The sequence below is a fragment of the Loktanella agnita genome (genome assembly GCF_046640325.1).
In the GTDB taxonomy this organism is placed as follows: domain Bacteria; phylum Pseudomonadota; class Alphaproteobacteria; order Rhodobacterales; family Rhodobacteraceae; genus Yoonia; species Yoonia agnita.
Window position 1 is genome coordinate 106327 of record NZ_JBJMBF010000010.1, and the last position, 17055, is coordinate 123381.

The following is a 17055-nucleotide window of genomic DNA, read 5'->3' on the forward strand; positions in this document are numbered from 1 at the left end:
ATCCCCAACCCGCATTATAAGCGGGTTTTTGCCGCTTCCAAGCGCGCAATGCGCCAGCTGTCGAAAGGATTTGAGAGGGTCCAGCTGGTCCAGATGCGAAATGCGCCGGGCAACCTGATGTCCGAGGCGACAGGATCATCGTACAACCGCAAGGGGTATGCTGTCATCTTGCCTGCGGGCAGATTGGCCAGCCCTGCATCTTGCACGTCGATTTCCGCATGTATTCCAGCGACATAGGCCGATGTCAGCCCGAAATCGAGGTTCGAAAACTGCCATTTTCCCAGCTTGTTCTGTGTCACCACAACCTGATTGGCCAGCCGATCCACAGCGCCCAATGTCGCAAAATCGGTCAGCGGACGGGCCATATCGCGCTGGGCATATTTGCCAGACCAGATCGGTGACCCTTGCGGGGATGCAACACTATAGCGGCTGTTCTCCATCGTCAGTTTGCCCATGCGCTTGTTGTATCCGTAAAACCAGATACCGGCGAGCTGCGGCAATTTACTGTTGAGATAAAGATTCGGCAGATAAGCAAATGTGCCTTCCTGCCCTTCAACCTGCACATAGTTGATGGCGATGATCGCTTCCAGATAGGTCGGAAAACCCAGCAAGCGCGGCAGGATCGTTGGCCGGACGCCCATTTGGGTATTGGCCAGGATCGAGACGGGATGCGTGCCCTCTGGCGTCAATGTCTGCGGGTGCAGTTTCATCCCTTCGGGCAGGCATTTTTCTAGCTCTTTCGCGTCGACCGCATGGAAGCTAAAGAACCCATCCAATTCGCCCACGCCGAAAAACGGTGTGATTGGCCAATTCGCGTTCTGAGCATAGGGGCTGTGCAGCTTGGTCGTTTCGCCCGGACCGCTTCCCGGGGGAATATCGCTTTTGCCGACGATCTTGATATCGGCCCCGGTGAGCCCGCGTGCCGCCCAAAGGCCGGAAATTGTTGCGGCCTCAACGCAGCCAGCGTTCATCCCGCATACCGTCCAATCGCCTGCGGCATAAAGGTTGGCAAAGCCTGTCCCATCCGGTGGAAGCCGGTATTGCACGGAATTTGGCACCGAAAGCACATAGCGTTCAGAGCCATAAAAGTTTTGCCGGAAATACTGCGCCTTGAATTTTTCCAGATCGGTTTTGGCCTCCGGGGCGACAAGGATGGATGTGTCGAACTTTCCGTCCTTTTCCGCGTTTGGCCACCATTTTGTGAGCCATTTATCCGCCCAATCCGACACCCGATCTTCGAACGGGATTGGCTCGACGCCAGCGTTTTTGGCTGGGCTACAGAAATAAGCGATAGAAACAGGTTGCGGGTCTGGCCAGTCTTCGCGTTTGATCAGGTCGGACATATCCGCCCAGGTATCCAACGGCTCTTCAAAGCTGGTGATAACGGTTTTCAGATCGGGGGGGATGTCGCCGATGTTGTGCTTGGCCACCAGATCGTTCCAGCCCAGTTCATTGGCCGATTGATTGACCCAGAATTGCGCCGCATGGGTAGCTACGGTGTGGACACGCTCCATCATCATGCGCCACCGGGAGCTGGCCTCAACGAGATCCTGCGCCATGTAGGGCAGCGAGCCGAGCGATGCGCCAAGGATGACCTCGTCGAAATCCTCGCCCCGTTTCAGACTGTAGGCACGCCCGCTGGGCGGGTCTTTTTCGCATTCGAAATCGATCCCGTCATTTTCGTATCTTTCCCCATCGACCAATTGGTCCCAGCGTGGTTCTGACGGCCAGCACGGCAGGTCCTTGACCACAACAAAGGGGTCGTAGTCATCGTATTTCAGCGCCGCTTGTTCGACCATTTCGATCCGGTCGATATAGGTTTTGCTGTCGTCCAGCCGAAGGTTTCTCGCGGCGTTGAAGAATTTGAATTTCACGCCCCGGTGTTTGAGGATTTGATAATAGGGTCCGAAGATCGTGTCGCCCATCCCGGCCATCATCTTGAAGAAAAGCGAGCCTTTGTAGGTGAAAGCCAGTCGAAGCAACCCACGGATCGCGGTGCCCGCCCCGACGCTGCGATCATCTGTGACACCCGCAGGATAGCCAAAGACATAATCGTAGCAGCCCCGGAATACGGCCGAGTAGACGGATTCGTGGCTGGCACCGTAATGCAGTAGCCAGGCGCTGATTTCCCAGTCGTCGATCGCATCAAAACCCTGCCGGCACAGCCCGTTATCCAGCGTGCCCCGGAAGAAGGCCAGCGACAGGCTGATCATGTATTTCATCCGGCGCGCCATGTCGGACAGAACGCCATCGGGAAAGGCTTGCTCGTCGAACCAGCTTTGTGCGTGCCGCGCCATATCGGCAAGCACCATCGATTCAGCGTGTTTGTGATCAAATGCGTTGTCGGGCATCTTTTTGACGAACTCTTGCATGTGATGCAGCGGTGTCGGCTTTTTGATGTCGATGTTTTTGGCCTTGAGCGCAGCGTGAAACCGGTGCGGCATCACGTGGGGCGTTTCTTTTTCCGCTTCTTCCATCAAACGTTCGATGAAGCCGACAACCATTTCCAGGACTTCTTGGAAATAGGCGAATGGGGATGGGATCACATCGCCGGTGCCGGGGATTTCGCTATTGGGTTTGAATTCGATCCGCCAGGGGTGGACATTCACCTGGCCATTTCCGTCCTTGATCTGTTCCGAAATCAGAAAGCTGTTGAGCCCGGTAAACGCTTTGTCCATCGTGCCAAGTGGCGCATCGGGGCTACGTAGGCCTGTTTGATTGAGCTGATCGTAGCAATCCCGCATCAGCCGGAAGCCGTTTTCGTAAAATCCGGCCCAAATATGCAGCCCGTGTTCTTCGATCCGGCCTGACTTTTTCATATTCCGCCCGCTGGCGCCTTTACCGCCAAGCCGCCATCCCAGCTGGTAAAGCGTAATATCGTATTTGTCCTGCCAATTCGGCAATTGCGTAATCGCATAAGCCGAGGTAATTGCACCGACACCGCCGCCAATGATGGCGACCTTTGTTTTATTTGGCATTTTTGCCGCTCCCAAAATCAACTTCGGTCAAATAAAATAGACCTATGCATACAATACGTCCGCTATTAAACGATTTTTGCCAAGAGTTTATTTTCAGATATTTGTGTTGCCTCTGCAATTGTCGGCAGAGCGATGTTTCAACGCATCACCTGAACGCAAATCGCCCTTTCTGGATGAAAGGGCGATCACAGGTCAATTGCGAATATTTATTGCTTAAATACTGTCAGCTGCAGGGTGCCAGGGCGCTGCGACACCAACCGACAGGACCGGCGCACCCTCTTGGCGGGCGGTCAGCCCGATCCGCCCGTGATGTAACTGGCAACATGGGGCGTGCGGCAGATTGTCGATCAGCGCGCCATAACCGTCCAGCGCCTCGCCGCCGCAGGCTTTGATGCGTTGTCCCGCCTGTTCATCGTTTTTGAACAGGGTGTTTGCCGCAAAGAGCAGCGTCAGTTCTGGCGGTTTGCCGGCCTCTTGCATGGCAAAGCTGAAGCCCAGACGTGGCGGTGGAAGATCGGATACTGACGGATCGCCCACCAGCCGCTCCACTGCAAGCGCGAGCATGTCCACCGGCACATGCGCAAGCGCGGCGAGCATCGGCAGCGCCGTTGCAATGGTCTGGTCTGTTTCGCCGTAGATCGTCGTCTGACCGGTATGGCCGTCATAGCCGATCATCGTTGCGTGTGCGGTGTCACCAAGTGTTTCCATCACTGGCGCGACATCCGTGGGTGACATCAGCGCAGACAGGTCATCCGCACCCTCTGGCAGTTCCGCGTAGAGCTTTGTTTCGACGCGCGCGCCGATCACCCGCAGCCCCAGCCAAGCGCCATAAGACAGGCTGGTGCTGCCCTGCGCCGCCGCGATGACGTCACGCAGCGCCGCATCGGGGGTTTTGCCGCCACGTTCTGCCATGACGCGGCACACCTGATCGACCTGATGCGCATGGCCGCGCGCCGGGTCACCGATTGCCGTCATCAATTGCAACCCAGACTGACCAGCACTGAACCACATTTCAATGGGCGAACCGGTATCCGTCAGGGCGCTGGGCGACCAATCGGACCAGCCGCTTGGGTCCATGACGCCCAGATCGTGCAAAACGCGTTCAAGCACTTCGCCCGCGCGGCCCTGTCTGCGCAAATACCAGCACCAATCCAGATCGCTGCGGGCGGGAATTGCAGGAGCAAAATTGAACATTGTCAGGCCTTTCCTTGTTCATATCCGCCCGTGTGACGGACGTGCGGCAGCTTTCTTCTAGTCCGGGGAAATGTGTTTGTGTGTGCATTTTGGCACAAAGCGGCCTGTTGTCAGTTACGCGACGGAAACAAACCTTCGAAAGCGATGATATAATTGATACAAAGGCTGGGCTGCATATTGCCATGTGCGATGTCCAGTCCGACAAGATCGGTCACGGCAGGTGCTTTGGTATCAAGCGCAATATCGGTTGTCTGGCAGCTACACGTTGGTGGTGGGGACGCCTGTTGATGCTGGGGTATAGCCCGCAAACCCTGTGTGATGGTTTCGGTGCCGGTTTTCTGACCGATGCTGCGCGGGCGCAGGCCGGTTCCATGTCCGGCATGCATCGGCACCCGTCCACGCAAATCCGGCAGTGCGAATTTTTTCCGCCCGTCGCCACCGTAGGTGACCCCCAAGATCGCAAAGAGCGACGGGTGTTCGTCGATGTCTAGCAGCTGCCCATCGCAAAAGGCCCAGCCTCGGGGGGCGAAATTTCCACCGAAGAGCATGATTTGCCCGACCAATGGTCTCATTACTGCTCCTAATAGACGCGCATTCACGAGATGAGCGAAATTGCTCTGCGCAAGACATAGCGCGCAATGTGCAATCAGGATGCCGTGCGGGTCTGTGTCGAAACGCACAGAATTGCGTTCACGTCGCGGTAGCGGTGCCATCCGAAAGGCGGTTTTTGCACATTGCGGCTGGAAAAGTCAGGCGACGGCTTCGGCGACCGTTGGTGTGCCCCCGTATATCGTGCAGACCTGCAGCGCCGCATCTGCGGCCTCGCGCCCTTTTTTGAGGAAATGCTCTGTGAAGAACGCATGATGTTCTGCGCTTGGCTGGAAATGATGCGGGGTGAGCGATACAGATAGAACAGGGGTGTTTGTGCGCAATCCCACGTCCATCAGGCCAGAGACCACGGCCTGTGCCACAAAATCATGCCGGTAGATGCCCCCGTCCACAACAAGCGCCGCAGCGATGATGGCGGCATAATCGCCGGTTTCCGCCAGCCGTTTTGCCAGCAGCGGCATTTCAAAGGCGCCGGGGACATCGAAAACTGTGACCTCTGTTGTGCTGCCTGCCTCTTGCAGCCGGTCCTGAAAACCGATCAGCGCCTGATCCACGATATCGGCATGCCATTGCGCCTTGACAAAGGCGAATTTAAGGGATTTTGTCACCGCTCTTGGTCCTTTCCACATGACAAGATCCCAGAGCGTCAGAACAGGCGAACCCAAGGTTCGACCGCCCATTCTCTTTCATCCGGACTATACCGTCGGCCCCGGAGTTTCACCGGATCTGCTGACCCAACCCAAAGGTTGGCGCTCGCGGGCTGTCACCGCCGGTGGGGAATTTCACCCCGCCCTGAGAATGCGAAATCGTTACGGTGTGCATGACACGCTGTCAACGCGCCAAGGGGATGATTTAACCGGCGGCCCGCCCGGCCCGCCGCCCGGAATGGATGCAACCGCCTAGAAAAGTGCCTTCAAGCGCATTGTTCCCGTGATAGCCGCCCCCGCCAAACCCGGCAGCCTCGCCCGCAGCAAAGAGCCCGTTGATGGTCGCACCACCCGGCGCAAAGACCCGCCCGTCCAGATCGGTGTGAATACCACCCAGCGTTTTGCGGGTCAGCACATGCAGCTTCACCGCGATCAGCGGCCCGTTGGTCGGATCAAGAAGCTTGTGCGCTTTTGCCGTCCGGATCAGCTTGTCACCCAGATAGTTCCGCGCGGTGTGGATCGCCGAAATCTGCGCGTCTTTTGTAAAGGGGTTGTCGATCTGCGCATCGCGTGCGGTGATCTGTGCGAGCAGCCTGTCCGCATTGATCAAGCCGCCGCCTTTGGCCTGCATCCCGGCCACAAGCGTCTGAAAATCATCGGCCACCACGAAATCCGCGCCTTTGTCTTTGAACGCCTCTACCGCACTGGTCGCACCTTTGCCTAACCGCTCTTTCAGCACACCGCGCCAGCGACCGCCGGTCAGATCGGGATTCTGTTCCGACCCTGACAGGGCGAATTCCTTTTCGATGATCTTTTGTGTCAGCACAAACCACGTATGGTCATGCCCGCGCCTGCAGATTTCATGCAGCGTGGACATTGTGTCAAAGCCGGGCATGCAGGGCGGGGGGAGCCGTTCGCCGGTTGCATCAAACCACATGGATGATGGGCCGGGGAGTATCCGAATACCGTGGTGGGGCCAGATCGGATCCCAGTTCTGGATGCCCTCGGTATAATGCCACATCCGGTCGGTATTGATCAGCTCTGCGCCAGCGTCTTTGGCGATATCAAGCAGCAGCCCGTCCACATGTTCCGGCACGCCTGACACCAGTTTTTTAGGTAGCGGCCCTGATTTACGGGCATCCCAGTTCCGGCGGACCAGATCAAAATTCCCGCCCATGCCACCAGAGGTCACGATCACCTGATCGCAGCCGATGTCGAAATCATCGACCACATCGCGGTTTGTGGCCGCCCCGCGCGGGGCGTTATCGGGGGCAAGGATATCACCGCCCACGCCAGTGATCTTACCGTCGGTGATGTCCAATCGGGTAACCCTGTGGCGGAAACCGAAGGTGATCTTGCCAGATTGCTCGGCCGCCAGAACGCGGTCCGCGAATGGTTTCAACACGCCCGGCCCGGTGCCCCATGTGATGTGAAATCGCGGAATGGAATTGCCGTGACCGTCGGCAAAGGACCCGCCCCGTTCGGCCCAGCCGACGACCGGGAACCAGCGCATGCCCAGACCGTGCAGCCAAGGCCGCATCTCGCCCGTCGCAAAATCCAGATAAGCCTCTGCCCATTGGCGCGGCCAGTGATCCTCGGACCGATCGAACTGTGCAGAGCCGAACCAGTCAGACCGGGCGAGCGCATGGCTGTCTTTGATCCGCAGCCGCCGCTGTTCCGATGTGTCGATCATGAACAGACCACCCAGCGACCAAAAGGCCTGCCCGCCAAGGTTCTGACGCCCTTCCTGATCAAGGATGGTGACCGTCTTACCCCGTGCGAGCAATTCGTTGGCCGCAACAAGCCCCGCAAGGCCCCCGCCGATGATGATGACGTCACTTTGCATCAGACGGGTCGCGGCCGGGAAATATTTGGTTTTGTCAGCATGATGATGATCCCTCCCCTGACCGTCCTCATGCGGGGATCATAGCGGTGTGGCAGGGGCGCTTGTCAAACGCCTGACGGATTTCGTTATGTCAGATTTCTTTTCAGGCGCGCGCCGGTCAGCTGGGTTTCATCGGCACGTACCAATGGGCTAGAGCGGGACAGCCGGGTCACGCCGCCTGTCGTAGAATGCCGCGAGTGTCACGAAGCATAGCCCCGGGAAGCCGACCATTTCTGGCGAAAACCAGACCACGATTGCGATCTTGGCAAGGTCTGTTCTGCGGGACGGACTTGCCGTTCGACTTATTCGACCTGAGGTCAGCTTTGTGTGCTTCGCGGCCGTGGCGATAAACACCGCCGGATAGCTTGCCCGTTTGAGTCGGCTTCGGCGGCACGCCTGCGTTTTGTACCAGTGCCGACGCGGTGGCCCGCCATTGCTGATCGCTATCACCTGCGGTATTTCCCGCGTCGCTTTTCAGATGAGCATTGCTGCGCCAGCGAACGAGCGTAGGCAAAACTCTATCTCGCTGCGGGGCTCTGCTGTCGCGCCCGTAGTGCGCGCCGCCTTCTAAGAGGCTTGTACCACTTTCTGTGAAATCGCGCCAAATATCGGGTCGCCCTCGCGGGTCCGGCATTCCATCCGGACGTGATCGCCAAAGGCCATATAAGGGGTCTGCGGCGTGCCGGTGTCTAGCATTTCAATGCCGCGCCGTTCGGCCAGACAGGACGAGCCAATCTCGCGGAAGTTTTCGTTGGACACTGTGCCAGAGCCGATGATCGTTCCTGCGACCAGGATCCGTGTCCGTGCCGCGTGGGCAATAAGTTCGTCAAAGCCGAAGGACATGTGATAGCCATCTGCTGCGCCGAAATGCGCACCGTTCAGATCGACCTGCAGGGGCAAGTCCACACGCGCGTCGCGCCAGGCGTCGCCCAATTCGTCAGGTGTGACTGCGACGGGTGCCACGGAACAGGCGGGTTTGGCCTGCACCCAGCCAAAGCCGGTTTTCATCTCAATCGGGGCTAGGGTGCGAAGAGACCAGTCGTTGATCTGGAGCAGTAGGCGGATGTGGACGTTGGCGGTTTGGGCGTCCGTTCCCATCGGCACGGCATCACAGATGATCCCAAACTCGCCTTCAAAATCGATGCCGTCGTCTTCTGACGGGAAGGGCACATCGGCCGTCGCAGGCAGGAATTCATGGGACATGCCTTGGTACATCAATGGGCGCCCCTTGGGGGTCGGGTCCATCTTGAAGACCTTCTGCATCAGATCGCCGTGGCTGTCATAGGCGGACCCGTCGAGCCATTGCCAAGCGCGCGGCAAGGGAGCCAACGCGGCGGATTGATCGAACGGATCGCCACCGCCGCTATTGAGGGCCTCGTATTGCGTCTGAAGCGCAGGGGCATGGGTGTCCCAGTTTTCCATCAAGGATTGCAGGGTCGCAACATCGTCGGCGGAGGTCGATCGAGTCAAATCGCGGCTGACAACATGCAACGCGCCATCAGGGGTTCCGTTGGGCAGGGTGGCGAATTTCATGGTCTTTCTCCGGTTGGCAAGGCTGCTGCGATACGGTGGCCTCGTTTGTCTATTTGAACTTTGGTGCTAGGCCTTCGGCTTCGAGGGTGGCTTGCAAGGACGCATCTTTGGACAACGCGCGCTGGATCGCGGGGCGGGCCTCCATTGCCTGCGCGTGCGCGGCCCAATGGGGGATGTCTGCGCCGGAAAATCCGGCGCCCGTGATGCGAAACCAGATCCAGTAGACGTATGCGTCCATCACAGACCAAGCGTCGCCATACCACCATTTGCCTTTGCCGAGCCGTGTGTCGATGAGCTGGGCAAGAGGCGTCATTGCGTCCATCGCTTTGGCGCGAACAGAAGCCATCGCATCTTCGCCGTCCGCCATGAACATCGGCATGCGGATGCGCGTGACAACAGGGTGAACCGTATCGGCGCAAAAGGCGAGGTCAGCGGTGATCTGCGCGTCTGCGTAGGGTGTCGTGGCTTTCGGCAGCAGCCCGTCAAACCGTGTCGCCAGATATCGGGCAATCGCAACGTTCTGCGTCACGGGGCCATCATCGGTCAACAAAAGCGGCACTTTGCCCGCTGGATGCATCGCCAGATAGTCGGGGCGCTTATGCTCACCCTTCATGAAGCGGACGAGCTTGACCTCATAGTCAGCGCCTGCCTCTTCTAGGGTCATCATCGGGACGCGTGAACACGCGCCAGGTGCGGCATAAAGTGTGAGGGTCATGTCAGGCGGCCACCGAGTGTTTCGGCGAACCAATCGGCAATGTAGTGGCGTCCAAAACTCATGTTGTCGGCGCCGACGTGCTCAACTCCGCCTTCACGGGGCGTGAAAATTTTCAATTCGCGCCGGGGCGAGTTTACCAACTGATCATAGCTTTGGTGCGCATAGTCGAGGCTGATCTGACGGTCGAACTCGCCATGGGTGACCAGAAACGGCACTTTGATCTTTTCCATCTGGCCGTTGAGGTTCATGCCCTTGGATTTTTCGATGAAATCTTCTTGCCCGTCGGCACCAAACACCCAATGCACGTGTTTCCAGTAGTGCGGCACGGGGTTTTCACCCTCGCGATTGATCCGCCGTTGCTGGACCTCGGCCCAGTTGTGGTTGGCTCCCCAGACAGCACCGGAGGCGAAGCGTGGTTCGTTGGCGCAAACGCGCGGGGCGTAGTAGCCGCCCAGCGAGATACCGGTGATCCCGATGCGGGCGCTGTCGACGTCGTTGCGCCCATCAAGGTAGTCAAAGACGGGCGTGCCCCAGTCCTCGGACTTCCAGTTGGCGGGCATGCCTTGCAGACGCAGGCTTTCGCCGGTGCCGGGCTGGTCCACGCACAGCGACGCGATGCCCCGTTTGGCCAATTCCTGCGGCAGGCGCGACCAATAGAGCAGCTCCTTGTTGCTATCTAGGCCGTTCAGATAGACGACGCAGGGCTGCAGGCCTTCGACGCTTTCCGCAGGGGTGAAGAGCGCAGCGAGGGTCGTGTCGCCGTAGGGCACTTCGACCCGACGCACGGTTTCGCCCGCCTGCTGTGTGCCTTGCTGGAAATTGGCGATGCCCTTTTTAAAGGTCGCAAGGCGATTTTCGCTGCCATGGGCCTGCATCCGTTCGGCGGTCAGATAATAAAGCGCGGCGCGCTGGCGCTTGGGCCCTGCCGACAGCATCCGCCCCATGGCGTCGTCTTCTTCCGCCAACGACACCAACTTGTCCGCCATCTTCATCCATTCGAGCATGAATTCGACGGTGCCTGCGTCCTCGCCTGCTTCGGCCTTGGCCAGCAGGGGTTGGCACATATCCATGATTTCCCCCAATTCCGCGCCACTGGCCATCGCGATCGAGACGGATAGGTTCCAGACGTAGTTCGGGAAATATTCAAACAGGGCCATTGCAGGCGTTCCTTTCTTGGGGATGTGGGGTCGTGATTAGATCGGCTGGCACATCATGCCGATGGTCTGGCCGGTCAGTTCGCCTACGTTGAACGGTTCGATCTTGCCCATCTGCATTTCGCCGATGCGGACAGAATTCCTGGCCACATGGGACACACGGGGCATGCGGCGGGTACGGTAGGCGGCAAAGGCCTCTTCGGGGCTATCCGTCTTGGTCAACTCATCTGCAAGCACCAAACCGTCCTCGATGGCCATGCCCGCGCCTTGGGCCAGATGCGGGGTCGAGGCATGAACCGCATCACCCATCAACACGACACGGCCCTCGTGCCAACCGCCTTCCAGTAGGATCGTCTCTAATGGGCGGCCAATAACGCCTGCATTATCGGTGATTTGGTCAAGGATGGCGGCAAACTGGGGCGGCGGCATTTTGGCCCGCGCGCGCATCGCTGCGGCCGCGCCTTCGACGGGGACCGCCTTTGTGTCCGGCTCTTGGCTCAGTAAGAAGACGTACATGAGGTCTTCCTGCATCGGAACGAATCCACCGTTAAAGGGCCCTGCGAAAATGTGGATGCCATCCACCTCTGCCGGGCGTGGCAGGTTGTAGCGCCAAACCCATTGGCCGGTGTAGGTCGGCTTGGGCGCGTCGGGCATGATCGTCTGGCGGGTGCTGGAAAAGATTCCGTCGGCCCCAACCACGATGTCATATCGACCTTTGCTGCCATCTGAGAAGGTCACATCGACCCCTGCGCCGTCGTCCTGCATGTCGGTCACGGTCAGGCCCAGACGGACCTCGCAGCCTGCGGCCTTCGCGCCCTCACCCAGAACCTTTTGCAGATCCGTCCGGCGGATGCCTGCGTTAGATGGCTTGTCAGGACCGGCAAGTTTCGGCGTATCGAATTTTGCCTCCTGCACGCCACCGGGGCCGACAAACAATGTCGTGCTGTCAAAGCCGTAGGAATTTTCAAGATAGCTATCGAGAATGCCAAGTTCGTTCATCGCGCGGATCACGTTCATCTGCTGGATGATCCCCACGCCATAGACTGTCCATTCTGGATCCCGTTCTATGATTTCTACCTCGATGCCCTTTTGGCGCAAAGCAATACCGGCTGTAAGCCCGCCGATTCCCGCGCCCACGATCAGTGCTGATGAAACGCTCATCCCAAATCCTCCCCGATTTTGCACAGGCTATACGGGAGGCAGGCATTTGAGAAATTGAAACCTACAATCTAATTGATCGGTTTCGTGAATGGATCGTCGAGCTGGACTGCGGCGTCTTCTATTGTGGATTTAAGCCAATTTAGACCCGGATCATTGTCTCGATAGGCATGCCACTGGATCATTTGCCGCAACGGGGGCAGGATGTGGGGCATTGGGTACGTCACCAGTTCTGCCTGTGGCGCGATCAGCCTGGCAAGGCGACCATGGATTGTGGCGATACGATCTGTCCCGGTGATGAGGTGCGGGAGGACGCTGAACGAAAAGGTCTGAACGTCGATGTTTCGCTTAATTCCGGCCTTTTCCAGTAGCGACGCCTCCACCGATTTTACTGTGCCGGGCGGTATCATCACCGCATGAGACGCCGTCTCAAATGTCGCCTGATCCATGTCGACATCACCATATGTCCCGCCTTTCCACGCCGCGACGACATAGTTGTCCTCATAAAGAAGCGCGGACGGGTGTTCGTCGGACATGAAGATTTCGGGCGAAATCAAAAGGTCGATCTCTCCGCGCTCCAGAAGAACTTGTGGCAGGTCCGTCTGGGCGTGAAGATTGATCTTGATGGTCGCGTTTTGCGCAGCGATCCGTTGAAAGACCGATGGCATCAAAACCCGCATACTGTAGTCGGACAGAAGAATGTTGAACGTGCGCGTCGATTGATCGGGCTGAAATTCAGGATGAGCGTCGATGGTCGCTTCGATCCGGACCAGGATATCTCGGATCGCGGGGCGCATCGCTTCTGCGCGAGGGGTCACCTCCATCCGCCGTCCAACCTGCACCAACAGCGGATCGTCAAAGTAATCCCTGAGCCGCGTTAAGGCGTTGGACATGGCCGATTGGCTCATGAACATCCTGTCGGCCGCGGCGGACACCGACCGCAATTCGATCATGTGATCAAGGGCCACCAGTAGATTCAAATCGAGTTTCTTGAAGCGCATGTTTGGCCTCCCTCCGCACATCCTTAATTAAAGATACCCCGCGGAATACACATTTCAACAATCAATGCATAACATTCAATCAAACAATTTTCTGGATGGATGGGCCTTGGCTAAACCTTGCTGACAAGCTTTGGAGGAGGATACCATGCGCATTGTTGGGCCGGATGAATTGGTGTTTGGGGTCGATAACGTTGACGCCTGCGCGACCTTTCTGACCGACTATGGTTTGAAAGACGCAGGTGGTGGTCGCTTTGAGGCGCTCGACAAGACTGCTGTATCGGTTGTGGACCAGAATGACCCCTCTCTGCCCGCCCCGCTTGGCACAGCGAGCCTCTTGCGCCTGACGGTCTGGGGTGTTGAGGATCAGACATCGCTTGACGAAATCGAGGCCGAACTGTCAAAGGACCGCGATGTCGTCAAGCTGGGCGATGGCACTCTGCGCTGCCAGGATGATGCGGGCTTTGAGATTGCGTTCCGCATCACGCAGCGCATCAAGCTGGACCTGCCCGCAGAGATGATCAACTCGCCGGGGGCCAAGCCAGGCCGTGCTGCGAACGAGGTTGCCGCAAATCAAGATGCAGAGGCCGCCCCGCGCACCCTCAGCCACATCGTTTACTTTGTGCCTGACATGGACCAGATGGCGAATTTCTACATAGAACGTTTGAAATTTGTGGTGACCGACAAGTTCACCAACACAGGCCCCTTCCTACGTCCGCAGGCCAATGACGACCACCATGTGCTCTTTATGATCCAGACGCCGCCCTATATGAAAGGTATCGAACATATTGCCTTCCACATGCAGGGCCCGACCGAGCTGATGCTGGCGGGGTCTCGGATGATCCAGAAGGGCTATGAGAGCTTCTGGGGGCCGGGTCGGCACAAATTTGGGTCGAACTGGTTCTGGTACTTCAACTCTCCGCTTGGCACCCATGTGGAATACGATGCCGATATGGACAAACATGACGGCGAATGGGTGGAGCGCGAAGTGCCGATGACCAAGGAAGCCGCGCAACTCTTCCTGTTCGAGAATGTCGAAAAGTTTGCGCCGGGTGGACCGCCTCCCGGGAAGGGCTGATCGCAGGTCCGAATGGAACGGCTTTGTACGTTGGATGATATTCCGGATGGCGGGTCCAAGGGCGCGCTGCCGGGGTCACGGGGACGGGATCAGGTGCTTTTGGTGCGGCAGGGCGGACGCGTATATGGCTACGTCAACAACTGCCCGCATTACGACCGTGCCCCGCTGGGGTGGAAAAAAGACGAATTTCTAAACGGCGCCAAGGACAGGATCATGTGTTCCGCCCATGGCGCACTGTTTCGAATTGAGGACGGAACATGTGAGATTGGCCCGTGTCTGGGGCAGGCGCTCATACCGATCCGGATCACTGTGGAGGGTGGTCAGGTCTTCGGGGAGATATAGTCGGGACGACGAAAGGTCGTCTGAGGGAGGGGCACATGCCGCGTAAGATCATCGACCTTGCGGTCAGTTTGACCGATCAAGTCCAGTCCGACCCGCCGGGTCTCGGGCCGCAGATCACTTATGTCGATCACACTGCTGGAGCGGCAGAGTTTAGCCAGATGTTCGGCCTGCCGGAGGGTGCGTTGCGGGACAACGCCGGTGCTGCCGTCGAACGCTGCACCGTCACCACCCATAACGGCACACACATGGACGCGCCATGGCACTACCATCCAACGATGAATGGCGGCGAACGGGCGATCACCATCGATGAGGTGCCGCTGGAATGGTGTTTTGGTCCCGGTGTGAAGTTCGACTTCCGGGATCGTCCGAACGGGTACACGATCACGGCGCAGGATGTGGCCGATGAACTGGACCGTATCAGACACGTTTTGTCAGCTGGTGACATCGTCCTGGTCAACACCGCTGCCGGAGCGCGCTACGGGGAACCCGATTATGTCGGCACGGGCTGCGGCATGGGCCGCGAAGCGACGCTCTACCTGACGGAGCGCGGTGTGCGGGTCTGTGGCACCGATGCCTGGAGCTGGGATCCCCCGTTGATGGGCCAAGCGGCCCGCGCCCGAGAAACCGGTGATTGGTCGATTTTCTGGGAAGGCCACAAGGCCGGGGCAGACACGGTTTACTGCCACATGGAGAAGCTGGCAAACCTTGATCAACTACCAAGCACCGGATTTGAGGTCATCGCCCTGCCCGTCAAAGTGGCGAAAGGCTCTGCCGGCTGGTGTCGGCCTGTCGCCATTCTGGATGGGGGACTGTAATGAATGCGAACGCGATGACACCGGCTGACACCCGGCCTCCTTTTACGCCAAAGCGTTTTCCGTGGCTTCACAAGTTGACAGGCGTCATCTCGGTCATTTCGATCACCGCTGCTCTTCTTGGCGCCATGACGATTGTTGTCGACGTTCTGGGGCGCTGGCTTTTTGGCACATCCGTCTTCGCGCTGAACGAGATCATGTCCGCGATTTTTGCGATCGCCATTGCCTTTACCCTGCCTGCGGGTGCGGCGAGCCGTGTGAACCTCAAGATCGACTTGCTAGCCGATCTTACGGGGCCGCGTCTGTCTGCGTGGCTTCGCGTTGTCGGTTCGGTCATGCTGTTCGTATTCTTTGCGATCCTGGCGTGGCGTCTGTTCGGTCTCGCGCTGCGCTATCAGGACCAAGGCCGGGCCTCTGCCTTGCTGCAGTTGCCGTTGGCCCCCACCTATTTTGCAATCGCCTTTGCGATGGCGTCTGCCGCAATCGTTCAGGTGTTTAACACGATCGAAGATGTGGCGAGCGACGTTACAGTGATAGGTTCAGACAGGACCCATCCCGTCGTCTGGACTGTCCTTGCGTCATTCGTCGTGCTGGCCGGTGGCACATTGCTCTGGGTGTTCACGAACTTTGACAGCTATGCCACCGCGGTCATGCTTCGGCCCGGAACGGCTGCCATCATCGGGTTTGTCATTCTCTGGCTTGCGGTGCTGCTTCAACTGCCTTTGGCGACCGTAACCGCGCTCATCGGTATCGTCGGAACCATGGCCGTGGTCGGCGGTGGCGCGTCCATGAACACCTTTGCCGGTGACGCCGCAGATTTCCTGCGCAACGAACAGGTCGCGACCTTGCCGATGTTCCTGATCATGGGCGCTTTTGCGGTGGTGGCAGGCGTGTCGGACGACCTGTTCCGCCTCGGGAATGCCCTGCTGGGCCGGTTCCGGGGCGGGCTAGCCTATGCGACGATTGCAGGCTGCGCAGGCTTTGGCGCGGTGTCGGGGAACTCCATCGCCACCTCGGCCACCTTCGGGCGCATGGCGCTTCCGGCGATGAAACAGGCGGGCTATGCGCCGAGCCTGTCTACGGCGAGCGTCGCGGCGGGCGGCACGTTGGGCGCGCTTGTGCCACCGTCGGGTGTGATCATCCTGTTCGCGTTACTCACAGAAACCTCGATCGGGGACCTGTTCGTCGCAGCAATGATCCCTGCGATCCTTGCGGTGCTGCTCTATTTCGGAGCGGTCTTCGTAGTGGCGCGAATGAACCCCGATGCCGCCCCCGAGGCGAATTCCGGCAGCCTGTCGGATCTGCTGCCAGCCCTTAAGGGGTCTTTCCCCGTCGTGCTGATGTTCGCCGTGGTCATCGGCGGACTTTACGGCGGTTTGTTCACCGCGACCGAAAGTGCGGCGGTCGGCGCGGTCAGTGCCTTTGTGCTGGCCTTTGCACGGGGCAAGCTCAACCGGTCCTCGATCCTGCAGGTGTTCTCGGAAACCACGGCGACCACCGCGATGATCTATGCGTTGATTTTCGGCGGTCTGATGTTTGCCTTTTTCATCAACCTTGGCGGTGCGCCTGACATGGTCAGCGCCCGGATCGCCAGCATTGACGCACGGCCTATTCTGATCCTGACATTGCTCATCGTGATCTATCTGCTGCTGGGGGCCATCATGGACAGCTTTGGCGTCATGATCATCACACTGCCCGTCGTCACCCCGATTATCCTTGATCTGGGCTATGACATGCTGTTCTGGGGCATCTTGATGCTGGTGGTGGTCGAGATCGGAATGATCACGCCGCCGTTCGGGATGAACCTGTTCATCATCAAAAGCATTGATCCCGATGTGCGCCTTGGCACAGTGATAAAGGGAGTCGTACCGTTCATTGTCGCAGACTTCCTCAAGATCGTTTTGCTGGTCGCCTTTCCGGCGCTGGCGCTTTGGCTGCCATCGACGATGTAA

14 protein-coding genes and 1 riboswitch are annotated in these 17055 nt (G+C 58.4%); of the genes, 4 read left to right on the forward strand and 10 right to left on the reverse strand.

Annotated elements, in window-relative coordinates; genetic code table 11:
* Positions 1–14: 14 nt before the first annotated feature.
* The 10 genes from ACJ5NV_RS12880 to ACJ5NV_RS12925 form a co-directional block, all read right to left on the reverse strand.
* On the reverse strand, positions 15–2978 hold the full coding sequence (locus ACJ5NV_RS12880; RefSeq protein WP_411644274.1) for an NAD(P)-binding protein: 2964 nt from the start codon (positions 2976–2978) through the stop codon (positions 15–17).
* 213 nt (positions 2979–3191) lie between these two features.
* A complete protein-coding gene (locus tag ACJ5NV_RS12885; protein WP_411644276.1) occupies positions 3192–4172 on the reverse strand; it encodes a hypothetical protein in 981 nt (326 codons plus the stop codon).
* A 110-nt stretch (positions 4173–4282) separates the two neighbouring features.
* Positions 4283–4744, reverse strand: coding sequence for a phage tail protein (locus tag ACJ5NV_RS12890; protein ID WP_411644278.1), 462 nt, complete (start codon positions 4742–4744; stop codon positions 4283–4285).
* A 177-nt stretch (positions 4745–4921) separates the two neighbouring features.
* The gene (locus ACJ5NV_RS12895) at positions 4922–5389 is read right to left on the reverse strand and encodes a 6,7-dimethyl-8-ribityllumazine synthase (RefSeq protein WP_411644280.1); all 468 of its coding nucleotides are present in this window, start codon (positions 5387–5389) and stop codon (positions 4922–4924) included.
* A 66-nt stretch (positions 5390–5455) separates the two neighbouring features.
* Positions 5456–5585, reverse strand: a riboswitch (FMN riboswitch).
* A gap of 48 nt (positions 5586–5633) precedes the next feature.
* A complete protein-coding gene (locus tag ACJ5NV_RS12900; RefSeq protein ID WP_411644282.1) occupies positions 5634–7274 on the reverse strand; it encodes an FAD-binding dehydrogenase in 1641 nt (546 codons plus the stop codon).
* A 606-nt stretch (positions 7275–7880) separates the two neighbouring features.
* Positions 7881–8846 carry a fumarylacetoacetate hydrolase family protein gene (locus tag ACJ5NV_RS12905; RefSeq protein ID WP_411644283.1) on the reverse strand — a complete coding sequence of 322 codons (966 nt, stop codon included), beginning with the start codon at positions 8844–8846 and terminating at the stop codon, positions 7881–7883.
* A 49-nt stretch (positions 8847–8895) separates the two neighbouring features.
* Entirely contained in the window at positions 8896–9561 is a 666-nt protein-coding gene (locus ACJ5NV_RS12910; protein WP_411644284.1) for a glutathione S-transferase family protein, read from the reverse strand.
* Complete coding sequence (locus tag ACJ5NV_RS12915) at positions 9558–10718, reverse strand: alpha/beta hydrolase family protein (RefSeq protein WP_411644286.1); 1161 nt, start codon at positions 10716–10718, stop codon at positions 9558–9560. Before ACJ5NV_RS12915 ends, ACJ5NV_RS12910 begins: the two co-directional genes overlap by 4 nt.
* A 36-nt stretch (positions 10719–10754) precedes the next feature.
* On the reverse strand, positions 10755–11876 hold the full coding sequence (locus ACJ5NV_RS12920) for an FAD-dependent oxidoreductase (RefSeq protein WP_411644287.1): 1122 nt from the start codon (positions 11874–11876) through the stop codon (positions 10755–10757).
* 68 nt (positions 11877–11944) lie between these two features.
* A complete protein-coding gene (locus ACJ5NV_RS12925; protein ID WP_411644288.1) occupies positions 11945–12874 on the reverse strand; it encodes a LysR family transcriptional regulator in 930 nt (309 codons plus the stop codon).
* A 145-nt stretch (positions 12875–13019) separates the two neighbouring features.
* On the opposite strand from ACJ5NV_RS12925, the gene ACJ5NV_RS12930 reads away from it, so the two are divergent.
* The 4 genes from ACJ5NV_RS12930 to ACJ5NV_RS12945 all read left to right on the forward strand — a co-directional run bounded on the left by ACJ5NV_RS12930 (position 13020) and on the right by ACJ5NV_RS12945 (position 17055).
* On the forward strand, positions 13020–13949 hold the full coding sequence (locus tag ACJ5NV_RS12930) for a VOC family protein (protein WP_411644290.1): 930 nt from the start codon (positions 13020–13022) through the stop codon (positions 13947–13949).
* Positions 13950–13961: 12 nt separating this feature from the next.
* Positions 13962–14291, forward strand: a complete 330-nt coding sequence (locus tag ACJ5NV_RS12935) for a Rieske (2Fe-2S) protein (protein ID WP_411644292.1) — start codon at positions 13962–13964, stop codon at positions 14289–14291.
* 35 nt (positions 14292–14326) lie between these two features.
* On the forward strand, positions 14327–15106 hold the full coding sequence (locus ACJ5NV_RS12940; protein WP_411644294.1) for a cyclase family protein: 780 nt from the start codon (positions 14327–14329) through the stop codon (positions 15104–15106).
* 74 nt (positions 15107–15180) lie between these two features.
* Positions 15181–17055, forward strand: coding sequence for a TRAP transporter large permease (locus tag ACJ5NV_RS12945; protein ID WP_411644295.1), 1875 nt, complete (start codon positions 15181–15183; stop codon positions 17053–17055).

Excerpts from the sequence above, each read along its gene's own strand:
- ACJ5NV_RS12940 (WP_411644294.1), top strand. The coding sequence starts at position 14,327 with ATGCCGCGTAAGATCATCGACCTTGCGGTCAGTTTGACCGATCAAGTC.
- ACJ5NV_RS12900 (WP_411644282.1), bottom strand. The coding sequence starts at position 7,274 with ATGCAAAGTGACGTCATCATCATCGGCGGGGGCCTTGCGGGGCTTGTT.
- ACJ5NV_RS12930 (WP_411644290.1), top strand. The coding sequence starts at position 13,020 with ATGCGCATTGTTGGGCCGGATGAATTGGTGTTTGGGGTCGATAACGTT.
- ACJ5NV_RS12925 (WP_411644288.1), bottom strand. The coding sequence starts at position 12,874 with ATGCGCTTCAAGAAACTCGATTTGAATCTACTGGTGGCCCTTGATCAC.
- ACJ5NV_RS12885 (WP_411644276.1), bottom strand. The coding sequence starts at position 4,172 with ATGTTCAATTTTGCTCCTGCAATTCCCGCCCGCAGCGATCTGGATTGG.
- ACJ5NV_RS12935 (WP_411644292.1), top strand. The coding sequence starts at position 13,962 with ATGGAACGGCTTTGTACGTTGGATGATATTCCGGATGGCGGGTCCAAG.
- ACJ5NV_RS12915 (WP_411644286.1), bottom strand. The coding sequence starts at position 10,718 with ATGGCCCTGTTTGAATATTTCCCGAACTACGTCTGGAACCTATCCGTC.
- ACJ5NV_RS12890 (WP_411644278.1), bottom strand. The coding sequence starts at position 4,744 with ATGAGACCATTGGTCGGGCAAATCATGCTCTTCGGTGGAAATTTCGCC.
- ACJ5NV_RS12920 (WP_411644287.1), bottom strand. The coding sequence starts at position 11,876 with ATGAGCGTTTCATCAGCACTGATCGTGGGCGCGGGAATCGGCGGGCTT.
- ACJ5NV_RS12910 (WP_411644284.1), bottom strand. The coding sequence starts at position 9,561 with ATGACCCTCACACTTTATGCCGCACCTGGCGCGTGTTCACGCGTCCCG.
- ACJ5NV_RS12880 (WP_411644274.1), bottom strand. The coding sequence starts at position 2,978 with ATGCCAAATAAAACAAAGGTCGCCATCATTGGCGGCGGTGTCGGTGCA.
- ACJ5NV_RS12905 (WP_411644283.1), bottom strand. The coding sequence starts at position 8,846 with ATGAAATTCGCCACCCTGCCCAACGGAACCCCTGATGGCGCGTTGCAT.